Annotated in this window: 9 protein-coding genes; 3 read left to right on the forward strand and 6 right to left on the reverse strand. The window is 67.7% G+C overall.

Annotated elements, in window-relative coordinates; translation table 11 throughout:
- Nucleotides 1-82 precede the first annotated feature (82 nt).
- Nucleotides 83-3,589 (reverse strand): LamG domain-containing protein, encoded by a 3,507-nt coding sequence (locus FXF65_RS11020; protein WP_246198513.1) that lies wholly within the window; start codon nucleotides 3,587-3,589, stop codon nucleotides 83-85.
- An 885-nt stretch (nucleotides 3,590-4,474) separates the two neighbouring features.
- Here FXF65_RS11020 and FXF65_RS11025 point away from each other — a divergent pair.
- Nucleotides 4,475-4,906: a hypothetical protein gene (locus FXF65_RS11025; RefSeq protein WP_148349662.1), complete on the forward strand. Its 432-nt coding sequence runs from the start codon at nucleotides 4,475-4,477 to the stop codon at nucleotides 4,904-4,906.
- Between the two features lie 1,744 nt (nucleotides 4,907-6,650).
- On the opposite strand, the gene FXF65_RS11030 is transcribed toward FXF65_RS11025, so the two are convergent.
- The 5 genes from FXF65_RS11030 to FXF65_RS46200 form a co-directional block, all read right to left on the reverse strand.
- Nucleotides 6,651-7,262, reverse strand: coding sequence for a protein NO VEIN domain-containing protein (locus FXF65_RS11030; protein ID WP_148349663.1), 612 nt, complete (start codon nucleotides 7,260-7,262; stop codon nucleotides 6,651-6,653).
- A 797-nt stretch (nucleotides 7,263-8,059) separates the two neighbouring features.
- Nucleotides 8,060-8,686, reverse strand: coding sequence for a hypothetical protein (locus tag FXF65_RS11035; protein WP_148349664.1), 627 nt, complete (start codon nucleotides 8,684-8,686; stop codon nucleotides 8,060-8,062).
- Between the two features lie 476 nt (nucleotides 8,687-9,162).
- Nucleotides 9,163-9,420, reverse strand: coding sequence for a hypothetical protein (locus FXF65_RS11040; protein WP_148349665.1), 258 nt, complete (start codon nucleotides 9,418-9,420; stop codon nucleotides 9,163-9,165).
- A 4-nt stretch (nucleotides 9,421-9,424) separates the two neighbouring features.
- Entirely contained in the window at nucleotides 9,425-9,814 is a 390-nt protein-coding gene (locus FXF65_RS45205; RefSeq protein ID WP_281288897.1) for a tyrosine-type recombinase/integrase, read from the reverse strand.
- Between the two features lie 348 nt (nucleotides 9,815-10,162).
- Nucleotides 10,163-10,699: a DNA methyltransferase gene (locus FXF65_RS46200; RefSeq protein ID WP_425458744.1), complete on the reverse strand. Its 537-nt coding sequence runs from the start codon at nucleotides 10,697-10,699 to the stop codon at nucleotides 10,163-10,165.
- A 77-nt stretch (nucleotides 10,700-10,776) separates the two neighbouring features.
- Here FXF65_RS46200 and FXF65_RS11055 point away from each other — a divergent pair, with 77 nt between their 5' ends.
- A complete protein-coding gene (locus FXF65_RS11055; RefSeq protein WP_148349666.1) occupies nucleotides 10,777-12,444 on the forward strand; it encodes a phospholipase D family protein in 1,668 nt (555 codons plus the stop codon).
- Nucleotides 12,441-22,421: a hypothetical protein gene (locus FXF65_RS43640; RefSeq protein WP_187412219.1), complete on the forward strand. Its 9,981-nt coding sequence runs from the start codon at nucleotides 12,441-12,443 to the stop codon at nucleotides 22,419-22,421. The genes FXF65_RS11055 and FXF65_RS43640 overlap by 4 nt, the downstream gene beginning before the upstream one ends.
- Nucleotides 22,422-22,449 lie beyond the last annotated feature (28 nt).

Raw genomic sequence — 22,449 nt, forward strand, 5'->3', positions numbered from 1 at the left:
ACGAACCGTTGGATCTGCTGGATTCGGCGGGCAGGCGCCCGTGCACGAGGCCCAAGGCGTCTGCCACGCAGGGGTGCGGTGTTTAGGGTCCGTCGTCGGTATCGAGTTCGATCGGCTGGCCAAGCTGGACGATCTGGACGGGGCTCAGGACGCCTCGATACAGCCAGACATCGTCCAAGGCCGCGGGCCAGAAGCCGGTTCCCGCGCCTCCCCCGCCGAGGGCGTTGCGACCGACCTGCAGCCCGCCGGTGCCTTTGAAGGGACGTACGTCGCCTTCTGCGGAGTCGCCTTCGGCGCCGTTCACCATGGAACCATTGATGTACAGGCTCATGGTCCGGTTCGTCGCGTCGTAGACGACCGCGATGTGGTCCCAGTCGTCCTCGGTATAGGCCGAATTACTGGTCAACCGCTGTGGCTTGGAGGCATCACCGGCAGGGAGATCGGCATTGTTCATCTCCAACTGCCACACACCCAGATCCGCCGGCTCGGCCGCGTCCGGGACATAGCGCAGCGCGAACGCATTGGTCTGAGTCCCGGGGACGGAGAACACCGTGGCGGTCGTCTGCGGCCGCTGCAGGTTCTGCACCCAGCCGGACAGGGTGAAGCTCTCATCGGTGGAGATCAACGCCTGTCCGGCCGCGGGATCGACCGGATCGGCCTCGGCGTAGGCGCCCAGCCCGTCCAGTTGCAGTCCCGCCGACGACACGAACGGCCCCTTGAACCCCGCGCCGGACGAAATCGTCGCCCCATTGTGCAACTTCAGCGGCAAGGTCGTTCCACCATGGGTTTCACCGACGCTTAGGTCGCCGGTCGCCGCGTTGAGCTTCCATCGGGCCTTCAGGACCGGGGCCTGCTGGTACAGATCCGTGATCTCCTTGGCGGAGACGATCCGGTCAAAGACGTGGACGTCGTCGATCTGCCCGTGCCATTGGTCGGCGGGATTGCCGAGCCATAGGCCACGCCCGATCTGGAACCCGTGGGTCGCGTTCCACGCCGCCGGCACGGCCGAACTCGGGGTGCCGGCGTCACCGTTGACGTAAATCTGCAGCTTCTTGGTCTGGTCGTACACGCCGACCAGATGAGTCCAGGTATTCAGCTCCGCCGGGTTCTTCGATACCGCCTGGGTGGCGCCGGCTTCAGCGGAGTCGGACGGCACCATTGACAGCACCCACTTGTTCAGAGCGCCGTCGTATTTGAGGTAGAAGCCGCTCTTAGACGTCCCGTCCTGGCTGAGGACGGTCTGGGTCACGCCCGCCTGAGTCAGCCGCGCCCACACCGACACCGCGAACGGCTTGCCCGTATCCAGGATCGGCCCGCTGGTTCCCGCCGAGCCCGTCCCATCCAAGGTCAGCGCCGTCCCCAGCTGGCCCCTCTGTCCGAACGTCCCACCGCCGCCCAGGGCGGCGGTGACCGCCGGCTCACCGTCGCGGGTCTGCGCCGCCGCGGCCGAGGAACCGGCTTGTTCGTTCAGCGTGAAGTGCGCCTTGGCCGGGGCTCCGGTATTGACCAGGAAACTGAGGCTGGCGGTCGCCGAATCCTGCGCCGACGGCGCCAACGCCACCACGCTCACCGAGTTGGGGCCGTACTGATCAGGCGCCAGCGTGATCGTCCGCGCGGCGCCTGCGGTCGTGGCCACCGTCATGATCAATGTGTTGTTGAGCCTGACCTCGTACCGGTCGGCGACTCCCTCGGGATCGGCGATGGTGAACGATCCCGCCTGCCCGACGCCGCCGTGCCACCCGCCGTCATCGGGATAGTCGGTGGAGGTGATGGTCGGAGCTGGCTTGGACGGGTCGTAAATGAAGTAGCAGGCCGGTGCGGCGCCCGTCGAGGACCAAGGCCCGTAGAGTTCGCCGTCCCAGGCTCGCGCGTGCCAGCCGATGAGCGTCTTCTGCGGGATCGTGCCCGGCATCACGACACTGCGCGGCGTCCCCGATTTCGCCGCCGGAGCGATCAGCCCCGACGACCACCGCTGGATGAAGCCCTTTCCGTCTCCGGTGTCCCAGTAGGAGGCGAACTCCGGCTGCACCTTGTTGGCATCCTCGTCGTCGGGATCCCAGAAGTACCCCGTCAACTTCGGCACCCTGTTGATGACGACCGGATCGTTCCCAGGCGCGCACAACCCGCCGGGATCGGTGCTCATCGACTTGTAGTTGACGGTGTAGGGCGGATTGTTGTACTGGATCGTCAGGAAAGCCTCGTTAGAGAATCGCTTCCACCAATCCATCGTCGACTCGCTGTAGGCCTTCAGTCCGAACGTGATGTCGCCATATCCCTTGTTCAACGCCGACTGCACATGCTCACGCAGCAACGACCCGCCGAACTCCACTGGCGCCTTCGAGCAGTACGCCACATCACGCGAGGCCAGGCGCTCGCCCCAGGCTCCCCCGTCGTTCCACGACCCGACCGTGTTGTTCCAGGTCGCATACGACTTCAACTGCAAAGTGCGCCACAGCTGGACCGATGTCGGATTATTGCAGTCGTAAGCACCGGTCTCAAAAGCGGTGAACTCCACCGCCTGCACGTAGCGGCCCTTCAGCGACGGCAATTTCACCTTGTAGAACAGCCGCTTGGTCTGGTTCTTGACGCAGTTGCCGTCCTTGGCCACCTCACAGCGCCCGACACCCTCGGTCGACTTCCCGCCGAACTCGTAATACGACTGGCTCGGATACCCCGACGACACCATCCCCCACGCCGACGCCTTATGCGCCCCCCACACCGGATCGATGTACACCGGAAACGTCGTGTCCGCCGCGGTCAGCAGGCCCCGATCAGGGGTCAAGGTGAGCGTTCCGCCGGAAATCTCGACATCGACCGGCGCCGTCTTGGCCCCCTCCGCGGGCCCCTGCCCGCTGTCCAACGCCCGCACCTGCGGCACGGTCGCCGTCGGCGACCCCGCACCACCCGCCGCCGTCGAGGAGTCCCACATCATCGGCGACGGCGCGTCGAACACCGTCATACCCGAAGACGTCTTGGCCGACAGCACCCCGCTCGCCGACTCCTGCGACACCGACAGCCCCGGAGCCGACAACGCCAGCGCCAACTGCGCCAGCCGCGGGTCCTGGGCAGCCTCTGCCGTCTTGACCACCAGCGTGTGCGCGAAACCGTCCGCCTCAGCCCGCAACTGCAAATCGACGCCCGCGCCCAGCACACCCGCATACGTCGCGGTGTCACCGGCGATGGACGGCTCCGGCAACGGCTGCGGCCACGTCAACGCCAGCTTGCGCCCGGCCCGCGTCATCTGCACCATCGGCCCGCTACCACCACCCGAGAACCGCAGCCCGACCGTCGTCGCACCCGGGACCACACCATCACCGGAACGTTGCAAGCTCGTGTCGATCGCGGCCCACTTGCCGTCCCGACGAGCACGGATCGGCTGGATGTGCTGCTCGACCTCCATCCGCCCGCTCGGCAGCGCCCGCACCGTCCGGTCCTCGCCCCGCCCGGCCAGCACCTCCACCGGCTCACCCGACCGCCGAGCCGCCGCCAACGCCCGCTCCTCAGTCGCCTCCGCCCTCGGCTCCTCAGCACGAACCGCAGGACTCGGCAGCACCGACAACAAAGGAACCTGCACCAATACGGCGACCATCACCAACGCCAAAAGATGGGCCAACGACGCCGGACGCCGCCACAACAACGACCGAAGAACAAACGCGCAACGGCGAACAAGGCCGCGACCCATATGAACCCCAAGGCGTAAAGGGTGATCAAAACCGCCTCAACGTAACCCGCAACTCGAAACCGGGAAAGCATTCCGATTGATCTTGCAGGTGTGATCTAGACCACACAGTTACAGAGTAGTCCAAGAGGGAGCCCTGGGCATCCCCTCTTAATCGGTCGAGACGAGAGTGACAGGCAGTTGCATATCGCTACCTGAACGCGATCAGAGAGCTGACCGCTTTCGGCCGCAACATGGCGTTTGAATTCGCCCTCAATGGATAAATCAACACCCCGCGCCTTCTTCAGAGGCCCCAATGAGTCCGATTCAACACGGGCCCACCCCAACGCTCGGCGGTCTACGAACTCTCCGCCGACAAGTCACCGCATCCGCGCGCAGCTCGACCCGGCCAGCCACTCGCGCCCGCACTCCCGGACACGCCGACCGAACCACCGTCTCTCCTTGAACACCTTCACGGGGAGGGCGTCGCCCCGCGCCACCTTCACCCGGAGCACGGCACACATCACTGCAAAACCGCATGAGCTCGCATCCGCGCCGTAAGAGGCACACCGCGATTCCGCCCCGACCACCCAACCAGCCCAAGCACCATGCACACAGCACACGCCCGAACCACGCCAGATCACCCCTCCCCGGAACCGTCACAACCTCACGCTGAAGACTGACTTCTCAAACCCCTGGGACGCGACACAGACACCTACAGAGAGTTTTTGATGAGTCACATTTAGTGATGGCATGTGGATGCTGCCCCGACCCGCGGGCGGTCCAGTACCGCCCCTACCTGGTAAGGATCCCGCCATGCCTCGAATCCAGCGCGTCATGTTCGCCCTGACCACCGGCGTCACCGCCGCCACCGTCGCGGCGCCCTTGGCGGCTCACCCCGCCGGGGCGACCCCAGCGAAGACCGCTCCCGTCCAGGCTGCGGAGTGCGCGTCTCAGTACCCCCAATGGATCGGAACCTACGTCGGCACCCTGCACGAGAAGAAGTTCACCATCGTCATGCAGCCGGGTGAACAAGCCAGCTATGAACTGACGGGCGTACAGAAGGGCACGATCAGCGCTCGGCTGGAGAAAGCTGGTGTCGATGCCTGGTGGATCCTGTTCGGTGGCAGCAAGCTGGACGTCGGCTTCTGGCCGTACTGTTCCGGAGGAAAGGTCACCAAATTCCAGGTGAAGACGGAGTTCGGAGTACGCGCTGACACCTGGGTGACGCGCCAGCAGTCCCAATGACCCGACCAAGGACGAGCCGCTGACCCCGGAGCAGATCCGCCAAGCCCGCGCCCTGCTCACCCAGCCCCTGCGGCCTGGCACCACCGGTCCCCCGAGATTAGGGGCGAAAGGTTCTCATTGCGCCGGGTTGGGTGCGCGCCACCGTCACCAGCGGAAACACCCGCTGACCTGTCCGATGAGGCAAGGGAGCCATCGGACGGCGCAGGCGGCCGAGTGCCGCCGGATCCCGCTGATGGCAACCCGCTGTGAACCTAGCGTGGACCGAACATTTCACCGACAATAGGGATCGGCCCCGGGGAGGCCCGCCGCCGCGCTCCGCAGCCCACCTCAGGGGAAGACGTCAGACGAGATGGCCGCCCCTTCGGAGGAGGCGACGCCTTCGGAGCCCGCCTCTTCCGAGCCTGCGTGCGCGTGGTGGGAGGGCGCTGCCAGCCGACCCCGCCTGCGTGCTGGTGCAGGGGGCGATGTGGCCCGACTTCCGGCGCGCGCTAACCGGCGTCCCGCACGACCCCGCGGGGCCCGATCCGCACCGTGCGACGCGGGCGCTACTCGGACAGGCCGAGTACGTCACCGCTCCGCCCGGGTTCACCGCCGCACAACTAACTGCCTGGTTTCCCGACGCGCTGGACGAGCCCACAGCCCAGCGCCGGCGTCTGCCCGGTCCGCTGGTCGAACACCGGCCCCGCCCAGTGAGCCGAACCCGCCCCATCGGCTGTACCGACTCGCCGACTACCTCGAACAACATGCCCGCGCCGAACGCGCCTACCTCTGCTCCAGCACTTTCTGGACCGAGGCTGCTCACTGCGCCTCCACCTCCGACGACCTCGCCGTCATCGGAAGGGAGGCGGAGAAGAGAGGCCGCTACCGGCACGCCGCACACCTGTACCGGCAGGCTGTCGACGCCGGAAGCATCGCCGCGCTGAGTCCCTGGCCAGGTGGCGGGAGCAGACCGGCGACCGCGAGAGTGCGGAGCGGCTCCGCCGCTTCGGCCTGACCGCCGCCGGGGACGCCGAGGAGCCCTTGACCTAGTAGTCCGTTCAGGGCCGGGTTCAGGCACCCCGACCAACCCATGACGCTCCTTCCATCTCTCCCCTCCCCCGGTTCGTGTCACAGATCGTGCGCCTGGCCGCGTGCCCCGTTGCCGTGCCGCGCGGCTGCCTCGGCGTGGATGGTCAGACCCGGTGGGCAAGCAGGCTCAGTAGTCAGGTGATGGTGGCGGCGGTACCCGCGGCGACCGCACCACGCGAAGGCCCCGGACAAGCGATCTTGCCGCGACGTCCGGGGCCCGAAGAAGGCGAAGCCAGGATGCCTCACGCACCGGTTCCTGGCACGCGTTGAACTTGGCCAACGGTCCACCAGAGCCGTCCAGTGACGACACCGTGATGGCACAACAGGCACCTTCCAGCACCCGTCAAAGCCCCACGAAGGTGACCGCGAACACCATCGTGACCGTGGCCCTGACAGCGATCGATCACCCCCAATGACGCGCCCAACCTGCTGGCCCGCTGTGGGAAATCCGTGGGATGATCATGAAGGTCAGACTGCGTCAGACTGGCTAAGGCCAGGTGACCATAAGGGCCTGACCTGCCGATACCTTGATCATTGCAGGTGGGCGAGAGCGTCTTTCATTGCTGGGGGTCAAGGGGTCGTGGGTTCAAATCCCGCCGTCCCGACAGCAGCTCAGAGGCCGGATCCGAGCCAGTCGGAACCGGCCTCTTTTCGTGCCGAGTGTCTAACTGAGTGACTACCCCTCCGAGGCGGGGAGGGTGTAGCGGTAGCGGGTGGGCTGGAGATCTGTTTCGTCGGGTTGCCAGGTGGTCCAGTGGCGGCAGCGTCCCCCGCTGGTCTGGATGGTGCCGTCGGATCGGCGTTGCCAGGTGATCTGGTCGACGACCACCAAATCAGTTCGGGTGGTTCGGGCGTGGGTGACTTCGTTGGTGGTGAGTTCGACGGTGTCGGCGTTGCCGATAGAGCCTTTGACCTCGATGTGGATCTCTTCGTCGCTTTTGACGGCTCGCAGGCTATAGGAGCAAACTGCGCCGACGTCGGTGATGTGGTGGTCGGGGTAGAGGTCGCGGGCGCGGCGGACGGCGTGCTCTTCGATGGCTTTGCGTAGGACCGGGTCGGCCAGGTAGCCGGCGCCGGTTCGCGAACGGGGCCGCCGCGGACGGGCGGACGTACGCCTCGGCGTATTGGCGGCGGGCGTGGAGCGGGTGAGTTCCGCCAGCTCGGGGAGCAGAGCAAGGATGGCGGCGGGGACCTTGACAAGGTACGCCTGCGCGGTGCGCAGCGGCCGGTTCGGGGAGAAGACGAAGGGGAAGTACAGCGGCCTATTTGACATGTGCTTCCAGGTCACTCTTGATGGCGCGAAGCTGGTCTTCGAGCGGTCGTAGAGCCTGTTGCCCGATCGGGGCGGCCAACGGGGTGTAGCCGGTCAGCTCGTACCGCCAGGCCCGCGACGCCCGAACTGCTCTCCAACATCAACGACAACAGTCCGCTCTCAGGCTCGGCCTCGACCGCGTACTCGGCATCCAGCACTCGACCGTCATCGGCTACGGCTCGCATGCGCCATACCTTGGCACGCGGCAGGGACAGTCTTGGTCGCCTAGCCTGAGTTGGCCAGCCCTGAGGACGGCCGAGAAACGTCCTTCGGGGATACATAAGCCCTAAGGGCGCGCAATGAGACCGGCTAGTAGTGTGCTAGCAACGCGGCGCGGTCCATTTGCCCGGATGCGAGCGACCTACGGGCGTACCCCTCTGACTGTACGCCGCTTCTTCGCTGGCCTCTGGAGCCCTGGGCAGACTCTCTGTACGTCTTCTCAAGGCGGCCCGAGAACCGGGCCGCACGCGCCGCCGACGCGGAAACCTGGCCGCCGGCCTTAGCTTGGGGCACGGCAGGCGGCCAGGCCTAAAACGGCCGGGTCGGCAGGCGCGAAGACCAGCAGCTGTTACGAGGCCGCACGAAGACGAGCGCCCAGTCTCACGGGGCTGCGCTACCCACGCCATGTACCGCTGACCGGTTTCCGACGTGCGCGGCCCGCGCGGGGCCTCGCGACGGGCCAGTGCGGGCAGGCAGGTGCCGCCCGGCCGCCGCACCATGCTACGAGGCCCCGCCCCCACGCAAGTCCGGAACCGTCCAGCTTTCCCGTTCATTTATTTCAAAATCGGCGTCTTGCATTTATTTGGCAAGAGTGATTGATCCTTGCACATATACGACGCCAACTCCATATACTTCCACTCAAGGTGATTTATATATCCTTCAGGATTATCACTGAAAGAAGTGGCTTTCGCCTTAGCCTCCAACTTCTTTCTATTCTTCAGAAGAAAGGTAGATTCGGCAACAAATTGATAAGTGTAGTTACGTACGTCGTCGCCCGCATACAAAAGAACGATTGGCGAGGAATCGGCTAGCGATCTCTGAATGCTAGTCCCATCGGGGGCGTTGGGGCATATATTATAATCATCTTGCCAAACTCCCGAAGGTGAAGGCGCTCTATGTCCATTCTTGCACCAAAGAGACCGTTCATAGATTGCTGCTTTTTCGGCAGCAATCAAAAAATCTTGATACGCCTTCTTTCGAGCGTCTCGCTGCTCATCTTCTAGCTTGAAACGTCTTTCCGACCCTCGCTTTGATTCATCTGCCTTTATGTTGATCTGGGCTACAAAATATGTGCCAGCGCTTGACAATATACTTGCGACAAGTACACCAATGAGCGCAAGCCATGCAGGGAACGCTACATTAAATCGAGATTCCTTTTTATCTTCCGCATCTTCGGCCATACCTATAGTGTGGCATAGGATCATGATCCTTTCCGGCTGTTGCTCCGAATGTCTGGAGAACTATGTCTACTCGCTGACTCCTCACGTCTTGAGGCTTAAGTGTCACCCCGCGTGCCGCACCATGCCAGTACAGACGGTGACTTGCAGGGAGTCGCAGCGGTTCAGAGGAAGTGCCTAAACAGGGATGACCCGCGTCAGAGCGCTTCAAGGGATCATGGTCCGACGTCTTCCAAACTGGGGACCATCTGGGGACCACACACTATGCACCCAGGCGAACGAGTTCCTGATGAGCGAACTTCAAACACGCATTCGAAATACCCTCTGATCTGCAAAGATCACTCCCCCGCCGTCCTGGGGTCAAGGTGTCGTGGCTTCAAATCCCGCCGTCCCGACAGCAGCTCAGAGGCCGATTCCGCTCACACAGAACCGGCCTCTTTTTGGCCCTGAGTATCTAACTGAGTGACTAGGGGCGACGGTCAGGCACCCTCACGCAGGTGCCGGAGTCCTTGCCTCAGCCCGTCGGACGGGCCCGCCTTCTCGGCCTCTGTGAAGCACGGTGCCCCGTGAGCGTCGTCATGCTGGACGATCAGCACGGCCAGGCCAGCGTTGTCCACGTCGCTGACAGTGAATCCGTGCTCTCGTGCCAGGTGGACGAGCAGCCGCTCCCTTGCTAGCCAGTCACCCTTGATCGCCTCGGCGATCTGGTCGTGATCCCGCTTGTGGTCAGTTGGCATCTCCTCACTCTCCCTCACTTGGTTGTGCCTTGTTTTCGGAACTAGGGAAGATGTGATCCATAGCCGTGGCGCCGCCCTCGATTACTGGCCTGATCTGGAGCCGGTAGACCGCCTCTGTGACTGCCGTCCCGCTGTGCCCGCACAGCCGGGCAATGTCTTCGAGGGCGACGCCGCTATCCGACAGGAGCGACGCGAAGCTGTGCCGCATCTCCCGCGGCGTCCACTCCGCGGCCGGTAGTCCAGCGTTGGCCAGCATGCGCCGGAACCCGCGGCGGACGTTGTGCGAGTCGAGTGGCGTCCCGACACGTGAGGCGAACACGAGCCCGTGTTCCTGCCATGCCTTGCCAGCGGCCTTCTTCGCGGCGTTCTGGTCATCGGTGGAGGTACGTCCCAACCACGCGACCGGTACCGGCAGCCTGGCCTGTGAGGCTCCATCAAGCGGATTAGTGTCAGTGACAGTCTCAAGCCATGGAAGGACGACATTCGCCTCGGCGCCGTTTGAGGGTCTACTCTTGCGGGTCGGCGCGTCGATCTAGCCATTGAAGAATCTCTCGGATCACTGCGAGTTGAAGCGCTTCCAGCGCTCGACCTTCACTGCCGCTCACTGCGAGGAATTCCGCGCGCGTCGAGAGCGGCCGCTCAGCCCTCTGGTCAGCACCGGGGCCATCGCGTGAATCTGCAGCATATTGGCTGCTCAGCCCGGCGCATCTAACCGAGTGGTTAGGATCTTGTCTCGGCCCACTCATCGCGTATCGCCGTCGCTGTGGCCGCTGCCCTCCCGAAGTCTCCGCTCTGCGGCACGGCACAGATCCGCTGATCGCTCCACGCCGATGAAGGAGCGGTCGAGGTGCCGGGCGGCAATTCCTGTGGTGGCATCTGCCGCGAATATGTCCAGGACTGTGCCGTCCGGGCGGCACCCGGCGGCAACGCAGGTGAGCGGCACACCTCCGACCTGCCGGGCTGACTGTCCACCACCCGAACGGACCCCTTGACCAAACCCAGCCAGGTCTCGTCCCACTCGGCACGCGCGCGGGCCTTGACGCTCGGTACTAACGGGGAAAAATAAGCAGAAAAGCCCACCTTGTCGACACTGCCTGGCCTTTCGGGAGTGGGGTCGTGATCCTTTAGCAGCCGTGCTGGAAGGTATCGGACGATCTATGTGAAACGGCAGGTCCACGGGCTCTTGGCCATCAGGGGAGCTGCCCGGTGGATGATGGCGGCGATCCGGAGGCGGGAATCCGTGTTGACCGGATCGGGCCGGACGGTTGTGCGGGCGCACCTCTTGCGTGAAAATTAAGTGGCCGCTTACCCTGCTCTTAATCGTAGCCGAGCGGAACTGTCATTTCCGACAGATGATTGTTTGTCGCCTTCTGTAACCAGAATACTGATTTCACTTGCCTCGGGGGCTGTCTGGTGGCCGATATCGATGCCCTGATAAAGAAGTACTTTGTTCAGCCCGACGACACGGATCCCCCTTCGGAGCCCCTGCCGGCCACATTCTCCGGCTGTCAGGTCACCCCGCTGATCGACGGCGCCACCTACTTCGCCGACCTCAAAACGCGGATCGACGCCCTGGGCAACGGGACGCCGAGCCAGAACAGCGCCCAGTTCATCTACCTCACCGGCTGGTGGCTCTGTCTCACCGGCCGCCAGCCCGCTCCCGGACACCCTGAGACCGGGGAGGCCCCGTTCTCGCTCGACGGCCCCGGAGCCCCGAATCACCTGATCGACGTACTCAAGGCCAAGGCGCGTGCCGGAGTCGACGTCCGCGTCATGGGCTTCATCACGTGGGCCGGAATGGCCGACTACGGCATCCTCAGAACGTCGGTCCGGAAAAGGATAAAGATTCTCGACATCCAACTGGACACGTTGGCCTCCATCGACGGGTTGCGCAAGGAGCCCGCCCTCAAGGACAGAGCCTGCCTGATCATCATCGGGCACTCCGCCGGATCGTCTCATACCAAGATGGCGCTCGTCGGCGATGGCACCAGGGCCATCGGCTACACCGGCGGGCTCGACCTGGTGGACGACCGCCACGGCGGCCAGCCGCACCCTCCCGGACAGTGGCACGACGTGCAGGCGAAGGTCGAGGGCCCGGCGGTTCAGGGGTTGTACGACTTCTACCGCGCCATCTGGAACGAGAACGCGGACCGGAGGATCAAGTCCTTCCTCTCCGTCAAGGACAGGATCCCGAGCCACACGACCGCGACGACCCCGGTGCCGGCGCGCACCCTGCCGACGACGCCGGTGGGCGGGCATCACGTCCAGTCGCTGCGCACCGTGCCGCGTTTCAACTACAAGTTCACCAACAACCTGCCCGAGAACCCGAAGATCTCCTTCGCTCCCGACGGCCTGTTCGAGGTGCGCTCCGCCTGGTTCAACGCCGTCCTCGCCGCCGAGCGCTATGTCTACATCGAGGACCAGGGGTTCTGGTCGACCGACGTGATGACCTGGCTGAACCGCGTCCTCAAGATCCGCAACAATCTCAAGGTGGTCCTGCTCAAGGGGATCGCCGACCCGAACGATCCGCCCTTCCCCGCGTACGCCGACGTCGCGCTGTGGGACGGTCTGCTCCACGATCTGAACGACCAGCAGCGCGGCCGGGTGCGCGCGTTCCTCAGCGACGTGTTCGTGCACACCAAGAGCACGATCGTCGACGACCACTGGGCGATCATCGGCTCGGCCAACGCGTTCCAGCGCAGTCTCTACACCGACATCGAGCACTCGGTGGGCATCGTCGACGTGGACGGCGGGCTGGTGCAGCAGTACCGGACATTGCTCTGGAGCGACCACTTCCACCTGCTCGACCCGGCCGGCCAGCAGAAGATCGCCGACATCGACAAGGCGCTCAACGTCTGGGACCCCAACTGGGGCACGTCGGGTAGCCAGGTCACCCTGCCGCCCACCCTCAAACCGATACTGCTCCCCTTCGAGGCGACGTTCCTCACCGACGAAGAGCAGGACAGACACGACCGTTACGAAGACGTCGACTCACGCGCGCCATGGGGGGGTTGCCTGCCATGAGCGGCAGCATGTTCCAGACCGTCAACGAGTACATCGGCCGCAAGTGGCCGCCCTTCCTGGGCGAGCCGCCCGCCCCCGACGTGCTCGACCACATCTGGATCGAGCCGCTGTTCACCACCGCCGATGTCAACAAGGGCGGTATGGCCACCCGCCTCCTCTTCGAGCGGGAACTCGTCCTGGCCATGCCCGGCCTCGACGAGGTGAGCCTGGTGCTGGCCCCCGCCGGCGGCGACGGCGAGCCCGCCCAGATGGGCCTTGAGGTCGACATCCTGCCGAAGACCCTGCTGCGGCTGACCGACGTACCCGTCGCGCTGCGCTTCGGGCCGAAGCTGCTGCGCCCCATGCGCAAGGTGAGCGGCGGCGGCTACGAGCCCGACCCCGGGCACCCGTTCGTCCAGCTCACGGTGCCGAAGATCAGCGGGACCGCCAGCGAGGACGGTATCAGGGCCGACACACCGTTCACCGCCGATCTGCCCTACCCGGTGCAGATCGGCGACACCGGGGTGGTGATCGACAGCGCCAAGGTCGGTTTCCACCAGGCGGGCGGCAAGACGTGCCTGGTGTTGCAGTGGAAGGAGGGCGCGCTCAGCAGGCTGCTCGGTCAGTTCGTCCCGAACCTGGGCGACCGCAGCCCGGCGGGCGAGCAGGACGTGACCCTGCGCCTGATCATCGGCGACGGCATCGAAGAGGCGCGCCTCGACTGGCAGGCGGCCGCCCCGGGCGCCGCCTTCGCGCTCCCCGGCCTGAGCGTGAACGTACCGGCGTCCAGCCGCTTCTCGCTGCTGCTGATGCGCCAGGGCGCGGGCCTCGGCCGGGCCGCGTTCGTCGTCACCCTGACGGGGACCGACCCGGTGACGGCGGGCAGCACCTTCGCCTGGGGGCGCGACGGCGACCGCGAGCTGCACAACGACGAGCCGCCCCCGCCGCCCGACAAGCCGCTCTTCACCGTCGCGCTCAAGCCGCCCGCCGGGCCGCGCAGCCTGGTGCTGCTGGACGTCGCGCTCGGCGCCGCGAAGCTGCCCGGCTTCTTCCACGAACTCGCGACGCCGATCCCTCCGCTCGACCTCACCGACCCGGCGGCCCTCTGCAAGCCCACGGTCTTCGACCCGGGTGACCTCCACGACGGCTGGACGGCCACGCTGAGCGTCAACCTCGACGCGGCCGGGGGGGCGTTCACGCTGCCCTTCCTCAAGCAGGGCCAGGGCGACGACTCCCAGTTCCTGCAGCTCTACACGAACACGCCGCTCACCGGGCTGCCGATCACCCTGCCCCAGGGCGAGGTGAGCTTCGACATCGGGGTGCGGCTGCGCGTGCTGAGCCTCAGCTTCGACCTGCTGAGCCGCCTGACCTTCAGCCTCAGCACGTTCGCCCTCAAGGTCGACCACGACCAGGGGATCAAGCTGCGCTCCCCGGAGGCCGAGCGCGAGTTCCCCGACCTGTTCGGGCTGCGCTGGCGGTTCAAGGGCAAGGATCTCGGCGACAGGACGTTCCACTACTTCACCGTCGCCACGAAGGACTACCACTACCAGATCCAGCAGCCCGAAGGGGCGGTGCTGGAGCTGGACTTCACGCGCGCCAGCGACGAGCCGATCTCCTTCAGCGTGAAGGACTTCGCCCTCACGCCGAAGGGCGTGAACCTCGCCGCCGCCGTCATCGACCGGCCGGCAAGGCTGAACGGCCTGCGCACGCGCTTCCGCTTCACCGACAGCGGCTTCGTGATCCGCGAGAACCGCATCGCCGACTTCACCATCGCGGGCTCGGGCCCGCTGCCGCCCGACCTCGTGGGCGACGCGACGGCCGACATCGCCCTGCAGTTCGCGCAGCGGGACGGCGGCAACCTGACCCTGGTGCAGGGCGCCGCGAACCTGCGCGGCGTGAAGCTGCTCGATTGCAAGGGCACGCGCTTCCAGTTCTCGGTGGACGCCATCGGCCTGCGGTTCGTCGACGACGGCGCCTTCCATCTCTACTTCACCATCACCGGCTCTGCCCAGTTCGTGCTCGCGCCCGGCGACGACGCGGACGGGCCGCTCGGCCTGCTCGGCAAGATCCGCATCGACCTCGTCCAGTGCCCGCTCACCGGCGACGCGCGGGTGATCGGCAAGCATGTGAAGTTCCTCGTCGAGCTGCCGAAGCCCAAGTCGTTCAGCTTCCTCGGCTGCTTCGAGATGGAGCTGCGCGCGATCGGCTTCGTCCCGCAGTGCGAGTTCTTCGACGGCGACGGGGCCATGCAGGTGACCGGCCAGCTGACGTTCGCGCAGGGCGCCGGTGACACGCCGGACTCCCGGCCCGACTACCACCAGCTGTTCGTCGGCCTCCCGGCGCCGGGCGAGTTCGTCCCGCGCATCCACTTCACGCGCCTCGCGGTGAACCTGGCCATCGGCGCCGCCTTCAAGCTCAGCGGCGCCGTCGACTTCGTCGACGAGCCCGACCAGACCGGGCTGATCGGCGAGGGCGTCGTCCAGATCCACGGGCTGCCCACCATCGCCGCCAGCTTCGGCTTCCTGCGCGTGCGCCGCGGGCCCGGCTCGCCGTGGCTGCGGGCCTGGTTCCTGTATCTGGAGATCCGCCAGGTCAGCTTCATGATCCCGGTCATCCAGATCTACCTGCGCGAGATCGGGATGGGCTTCGGCTACCGCTTCACGATCGCCGCGATCAAGGCCGCCGACGCCGAGAACGACGTCAAGAAGCTGCTGAAGACGCTGGAGGGCCTCTCCCGCACCCAGGGCGACCTGTCCAAGCGCGACCGCTGGGCGGTGGACCTGGAGGACGCGGGCGAGGACCCGCGCTGGACGATCGTGCTGCGCGCGATGATCTCGCAGACCTCGGCGTCGGCGTCCCCGCTGCGCTACGAGGCGTCCGCCGAGGAAAAGCTCGCCTGCGTCTTCCTCGTCGACGCGATCATCGCGTTCCGCAGCGACCTGACGTTCTTCATGTCGGTGCGCGGCTGGTTCAACACCAATTACGCCGACTACGTCACCAACAAGGACGGCGCCCGCGAGAACCCCATCCTCAGCGGGTTCGTGCTGCTCTCGCCGCGCCAGAAGCGCTTCCTCGCCCACATCTCCAAGCCGGAGGGCGGCAAGCCGGGCGTCCACCCGCCGCTGCCCGACTTCGTCCGCGACGCGATCGCGAGCAGCCGCTTCTCGGCCACCCTGCTGATCGAGCCGGGCCTGTTCCACTACGAGCTCGGCTGGCCCAACATGCTGCGCTGGCACACCAAGCTCGGTCCGCTGGCGGTGGAGGTCGAGGGCGGGTTCATCTTCCGCGTCTCGACGACGGAGATGGTGCTCGGGACGAGCTTCCTGGCCCGCGGGAGGCTGGAGCTGAGCGCCGGTGTCGACCTCGGGCTGGTCGGCATGCGGATCACCGCCACCGCGCGGGTCGCCTTCGGAGCGCGCTACATCGGCGTGGTCGACTTCCGGGACCCGTTCGGGAACTCGGCCGTGTACGGCGCGATCGGGCTGGAGGTGCAGATCACCTTCGCCATCGAGTTCTGGATCAAGATCCCGCTGGTCTTCACCACGATCAGGCTCTCGTTCAGCTTCAGTCTGGAGATCACGTTCAGTGCCGGGCTGGAGATCGGCGTCAAGGGGCTGAGCATCCCCGGCGTGCGGGGCGTCGGCACCGTCGGCGTCTCCTGCTGCGGCCACAGCCTCCAGGCCACCGTCAAGATCGCCTTCCAGGAGGACAACGTCCAGGCCGCCCTCGACCGGACGAAGGAGTTCCTGTCGCTGGGGCTGGAGGCCACCGAGGTCGAGCCGGTGCCGGGCACCGAGGGGGCGGTCGCCTTCACGCGCAGCCTGGCCGCGCGCCGCGCCGCTCTGCCGCCGCGCGCCCTCGCGGCCGTCATCGGCGAGACGGCGGCGGTCGAGGCCGACGTGTTCCATGTGCCCGGCTACGTCCTCTTCGTGCTGCGCGACGCGCCGAGCTGGGACGACGAGCACCAGACCTACTTCGCGCTGCTGCCGCAGGGCGAACGGCTGCACCGCGACGCGCAGGGCGGGCTCGTCCTCGACGAGGACGGCTTCCCGGTGGCGGAGCCCGAGCTGGGCTTCCTGCCGCCGCCTCCCACCGAGGGCACTGTCGTCGGGAAGGACTTCGCGCTCCGCGTCCCGAAGCCCGCGGCCGGTGAGACCTACACGCTGCGGCACTTCGAGCCCCTGCCCGATCCGAAGTTCGTGGACGTGAGCGGCGCGGTCACCGCGGGCCAGCCGATCACCTGGGCGGTGAACTGGGCGGCGCGGCTCTACGCCGACGGGTCCGCCGAGCGCCGCGTCGTGAACCAGGCGACGGGGCAACCGAGCGATCCCACCCCCCTGCAGGACGGGCTCAGCCTGGCGCAGCACGTCGCCAACGCCTTCAAGCAGCAGTACACGGGCACGGACGCCCACCCGGTCGGCGACCCCGGCGCGCTGCCCGGCTACCGGCCCCCGGTCAGCGACCCGAGGGTGCAGAACCCGTCCGACAGCTCCTACGAGGCGGCGGTGCGCGGAGCGTACGAGCAGTTCAGCGGCTCGCCGTTCCTCAAGCGCGACCACCAGGAGCTCTACGAGCAGCTGCTGGAGGCGGCCTTCGACCCGCGCACGACGATCTACGCCGCCGACGGCGCCGCCCAGGACGACGGCGACCCCGGCACCGTCAGCCCAGTCCAGGCCGACCAGCAGGCCCACCAGCTGCGCGGCGTGATCATCCACGACATCGTGTCCGACCTGCGCGCGTTCCACGCCGAAAGCGACCAGACCAAGCGGAACCACCTGATCGCCCGCTCGCTGGCCTTCCAGATGGGGCTGGTGTTCGCGGTGAAGAGCGCCGACAACCACCGGCCCGCCTGGCTCGACCAGGTGGCGACCGGACTGGACGCGCAGCCGTCGATCAGCCAGCGTGAGAAGCCCGACGCGACCGCTCCCGGCCCGACGAACGAGGCCGTGCGCTCCTTCAACGTCGCCCAGGCCCAGTTCAACCTGTTCCCGCCCGAGTTCGAGCAGGTGCGCCAGTACAGCGACGCGAGCACGATCGCCCTCGCCTGGGAGCTGAGCTGGCGGCGCCGGGCGAGTCCGGGGACGAGCCGGGTCCAGAACGACCCTGACCACCACCTCGCCCACTACCTCGTGCGCAGGCGCGCCCTCGACGGCGACGAGGCGGAGCGCACCACCACGGTGAAGCCGGTCAAGGTGCTGCACCGCCACAAGACCGACGTCGCCGGTGCCGCTGACGCGGCGACGCCGACAGACACCCTCTCGCTGCTCCAGCCGCGCTTCCAGATCGTCGACCACTTCCCCGACACGGCGGACGACCGCGCCGCCCTGCCCCGCGAAGGGCGCGGCTACGTCTACACGATCATTCCGGTCGACTTCGCCGGAAACTCCGGGCGTCCGCTGACCTTGATCGCGACGCGCTACCCGAACACGCCGCCCGCGGTGCCGGTGGACGGCGATCTCACGGTGAGCTACAGCATCGCCCCGTCCGACGTCGACCCGGCGGGACCGGTGACGACACCCCAGGTGATGCCGCCGCGGCAGGTGTACGTCGAGTGGAGCGAGCCCGCCCGCCAGGACGGTCCCGCGGTGCCGGTCCGCACCTACCGGCTGATCTTCCGCCGCGAGAGCACCGTGCCGATCGGCTCCTACGGCCTGGACAGCACGACCCAGCGCGGGCGGACCACCGGCCTGCCGACGTCGAACGCCCGCCCGCTGCCCACCGACGTCAAGATCGACCTCGATCACGTCTTCGGGCCCGCCGGTGCGCGCGCGGCGGTGATCCCGGTCGCCACGCTGCGCGAGCGGGGCCTCCTGCCGGACGGCGCGTGGCGCCCCGAGGCGTGGCGGGTCTTCTTCCAGACGATCTCCGACCGCGGCGTGCCCTCGGCCCTCGCGCCGGTGCAGCTCCTGCTCGCCGCCGAAGCGGTGGCCGCGCCGCCCACGTCCCCAGCGCCGACCGACCACATCGAGCACACGGGCAACCCGCGCGAGGAGCGCCGTCCCGCCGAGCTGGAGTGGCTGCCCCGCCCGACGGCGTTCGGCGTGGTGCTGCCCGAGGACGAGCGGGCCGAGCCGGGCCTCGCTCACATGCCGATGCCGCTCCAGAACATCGCGCAGTCCGAAGCCGAGGCGGCGGCCCCGTTCGTCTTCACCGGTGACATCGGCACGATCGTCGGGTTCCGGACGCATCCCCTGGGCATCCGGGCGATCCGCTTCCGCTGGAACCAGGGCCCGAGCGGCGACGCCGCATACCCCCTGGAGCTGAACGCCGGTTACCGGCTGTACGAGCTGAACATCGACGCGGCCACCACGGACACCTTCGCCAGCGCCGCCCGGCTCGCCGAGGAGCTGCGGCTCCTGCAAGAGGTCCAGATGCTCCCGGCCGACGACCTGCCGCTCGTGCCCGGCGACACGCTGAACACCAGCCAGTGGGAGGCGTGGTATCCCGGGGCCGTCCAGCGTCGGCGTCAGCCCGATCCGTCCGCCCAGGGCGTCCAGGACGAGCGCGGCCCCTGGTACTCCTGGCAGGACTCCTACCTCGAATGGCCGGAGTGGCAGGGCGTCACCCAGCCCGGCGGGAGGCGCGAGACGGCGCTGCATCCGCTGCTCGAACGTCTGGTGGAGCGGCTGCGCGGGATGCGTCCCGGCAGCGGCACCGACCCCCAGGGGCAGATTACGAACGGCTATGCCGCCGCGCTGCAGGCCAGCCCGCCGACGCTGCCGAACGACCTGGCCGACTTCCTGGCGAACTGCCCGCCGGGCGCGGACCGATACGGCTGGGGCGCCCTCCAACGCCTCGGCCTGGCCGTGACGTTCAGCCTCCACGACCCCGACACGGGCGCCCTGCGCGGGCCGAAGCTGCTGGAACTGCTCCAGGGGCTCTTCACGAAGCTCGGCGGCGATGCAACCCCCGCCGACCCCGACGCCCCGGCCTTCGCCGCATTCCGCCGTCACCTGCACGTCGAGTTGCTGTTCCAGCAGGGGCGCAGCGTCCAGCTCAATCAGCGGCCCGCCGAGGGGGACGATCTGCTGGCGCTGGTCCAGATCAGCCTGCGGCCGACCGTCCGGCAGCGGCTGCGCTACCGCGCCGTCACCATCAGCGGACGCTCCAACGCCGACATCGAAGTGCGCTTCACGCTCACCGCGCCGTGCAGCCTGGTCGACCGGCCCGACAGCGGGACCGGCCAGTCGGAGCTCGAACCGCAGCCCTCCCCGATCACCCGCACGATCAGGCTGCCGCTCAACGGCGAGGCGGCCCTGCTCCTGCGTGGCGCGACACTTCCCGCAACGATCGAGGTACGCCCGTCGGCCAAGCTCAGCGTGAATCCGAAGCCCTTCGCCCCGGCGATCGCGCCGCTGCTCAGCTACGACTCGGGCCGCAAGCTGCTCACCGCCACCACCATGCTCAGCGCCGCCCAGCTCAAGCTGCTGCGCCCCTCCCTCGCCGCGGCCGACGTGCAGGCCGCGCAGAACCTCGGCGGGACGGTCGGCAGCGAGGACTTCGGCCCGACCGACGAGCGCACCAGCCACTTCACCGTCGCGACCGACGCGCTGGCCAAGGTGTTCGCCACCCCGGACGACACCGTGCCCGAGCACGTCCAGTGGCTACGGCTCAAGTACTACCTGGAGACGCTGAACAGCAACGACCCCAAGGTGCCGGACACCAGCAGGGTCGTCCTCCCCACCAACGAGACCGAGATCGCCAAGGCGCTGCCCGACGTGATCGCCTGGACGACACGCTTCTTCGACGCCAGCGGCGCGGTCTTCGCGGGCCCGGACGGGCTGGGCACGACGGGCGCCGGGCCCTGGGCCGCGACGGCCTACCCGCGCGCGGGTTCGCCCGCGGTGGCGACGCCCGACGACGACGGGCGCCTGACCTACACCCAGCTGCTGGAGGACCGCTGGGCCCACACGCTGCGCTACTACTTCCAGCCCTACGGCCGCTACGACCTGCTCTGGCAGAGCCTGCGCCGCTCGCCCACGCTGTTCCCCGGCCGCGCCGCCGCCGAGGTCGACGTCCCGGTCGTGAAGGTCGACCCCGCGGCGGGCGGGCTCGACGTGGTGATCGAGCGCACGCAGGCCGTCGACGCCCCGCTCATCCTCGGCTCGCGGCGGCTGGACGAGGCGGCCACCCCGGCCCGTCCACCGGCGCCGGGCGCGATCTGGGAGGTGATCGTCGCCCAGCACCACGAGCAGACCCTCGCCGAGCGCAACCAGACGCTCGTCCGCCAGCTCGCGTTCCGCCAGATCGCCTTCACCCTGCTGCGCCGTTTCGGCTATCCGAGCTGGTACTACTGGGTGCGCGGCTTCGCCGAGGAGCACCAGCGCGAGCTGCCCGTGCGCCTTGTCGAGGACGTGTACCCGCCCGTCCCCGACCAGCTGCCGAGCCGTCCGGACCATCTCGTCCTCGACGACGCCGCCGACCAGGACGAGCTGCGCGGCCTCGACCTGCCCGAGCGCGTCGGCGACTTCTCGCAGGGCGTCCTCGCCCTGCAATGGCGGGCGCTGCCGTTCTACTACGAACACCGTCTGCTGGTGATCGCCCAGACGGACGGCACCGTCTCGCCGATCAACAGCATCACCCAGCGCGACCTGACGTACCGCTCGCCGCTGCCGGGCGCCACCGTGACCGGCGCGGACATCGTGTGGCACCGGGTGCCGCCCTTCCCCGCCGGGACGCCCGGCGGTGGCCGGCTACGGGCCGACACGCGCGTGCGGACGATCACCATCCCGCTGCGCCCGTTCTGGGACAGCCTGCCCGACGAGGCGCAGCAGCGCTGGCCCGGCGAGAAGCCCGACCCGACAAGCGGCCCCGCGACCGCGCGCAAGCTCAGCGCCCTGCCCGATCCCGAGGTCGTCTACCAGATCGTCGAGCTGTTCAGCGGCAACATCGAGGTGCAGGCCGAGTGCTTCTTCGACCCGGTCACGAAGAAGTTCGCCCACCGCCAGCTCGGCAAACGCTTCCTGGTGTCGGGGACCACGCTGCTGCCACCGAAGGGTGCCCTCGACGACTTCCCCTTGGCGGTCGACCTCGTCCAGGTGAGCGAGGAGCAGCTGAGCACCGGCTACTCCACGGCGCACCTGCCGGTCGGCACGCGCAACCGGGTGGCCATCGACGACCACGGGCGCCTGCTGTTCGCCGGGGTGATGACGAAGGGAGACCTCGACGCCCTGGTCGGCCTGGTGAATGCGGCGGACGCGGCGAAGATCCGGGAGCTGTTCGAGAGCTGGTACACCACCGAGCCGGTGAGCGGCCCCGCCGCGAACCTGCCCGCCCGGCTCCAAGCGTTGATCGACTTCCCGACCACGCAGGCCCTGACCCTCGTATGGGAGGGACCCTCGGACGCCGCCGCGGCAGAGCTGCGGAGGCTCGCCGGCGACACCGCCTTCACCGGGGCGATCGAGCAGATCATCACTGAGGCCGCGGGCGCGGGCCCGGACGCCGTCACCCGCGTGGAGATCCCCGTCGGGCCCGAGCAGATTCCCGAGGAGCTGGAGGGCAAGGTGGAGCTCGCGCGCAACGCGCCGGGCACGCAGTACACCGCCCTCGGATGGACCGGCGCGATGAGCGACGCCGACATCGCCGCGCTGCGGCGCTGGGCCCGGTTCCCCGCGTTCGCCGACGCCGTGGAGAAGCTGATCGTCGCGGTGCGCGAGGCGGGCACGACCGACCCCCCGCCGCCGCCTCCGATCACGGTGCCGTTCACCGTCGCGGTGCGTCCCCGCCAGTCCGGGCTCAGCGGCGTCCTCGCCAAGAAGCTGCTGCTCGGCGCCGTGCTGATGCGCTACCACGGCATGATGCGCGCGGACGACCCGGCCGCGCTGCTGCCGTCCTACCCCGGACGTCCCGACCAGCTCGCCCTCGGGCGACTACATCGCGCGAGCCAGGACAGCGGAATGAGCGGGCGATCCCTGGTGATCCGCGCCAGCCGCGGCAGCGCCGCGCCGAGCGAGACGCGACCGATAGAGCCGCTACCGATCGAGCCGGAAGACGTGTAGGCGGCCCCCGGGGGCCACGAACGGACCA

It is taken from the genome of Actinomadura syzygii (assembly GCF_008085905.1).
Classification (GTDB): Bacteria; Actinomycetota; Actinomycetes; order Streptosporangiales; family Streptosporangiaceae; genus Spirillospora; species Spirillospora syzygii.

What these genes read in the sequence shown, in the direction of transcription:
- FXF65_RS11020 (WP_246198513.1), bottom strand. Translation starts at nt 3,589, where the DNA reads ATGGTCGCCGTATTGGTGCAGGTTCCTTTGTTGTCGGTGCTGCCGAGT.
- FXF65_RS11025 (WP_148349662.1), top strand. Translation starts at nt 4,475, where the DNA reads ATGCCTCGAATCCAGCGCGTCATGTTCGCCCTGACCACCGGCGTCACC.
- FXF65_RS11035 (WP_148349664.1), bottom strand. Translation starts at nt 8,686, where the DNA reads ATGGCCGAAGATGCGGAAGATAAAAAGGAATCTCGATTTAATGTAGCG.
- FXF65_RS11040 (WP_148349665.1), bottom strand. Translation starts at nt 9,420, where the DNA reads ATGCCAACTGACCACAAGCGGGATCACGACCAGATCGCCGAGGCGATC.
- FXF65_RS43640 (WP_187412219.1), top strand. Translation starts at nt 12,441, where the DNA reads ATGAGCGGCAGCATGTTCCAGACCGTCAACGAGTACATCGGCCGCAAG.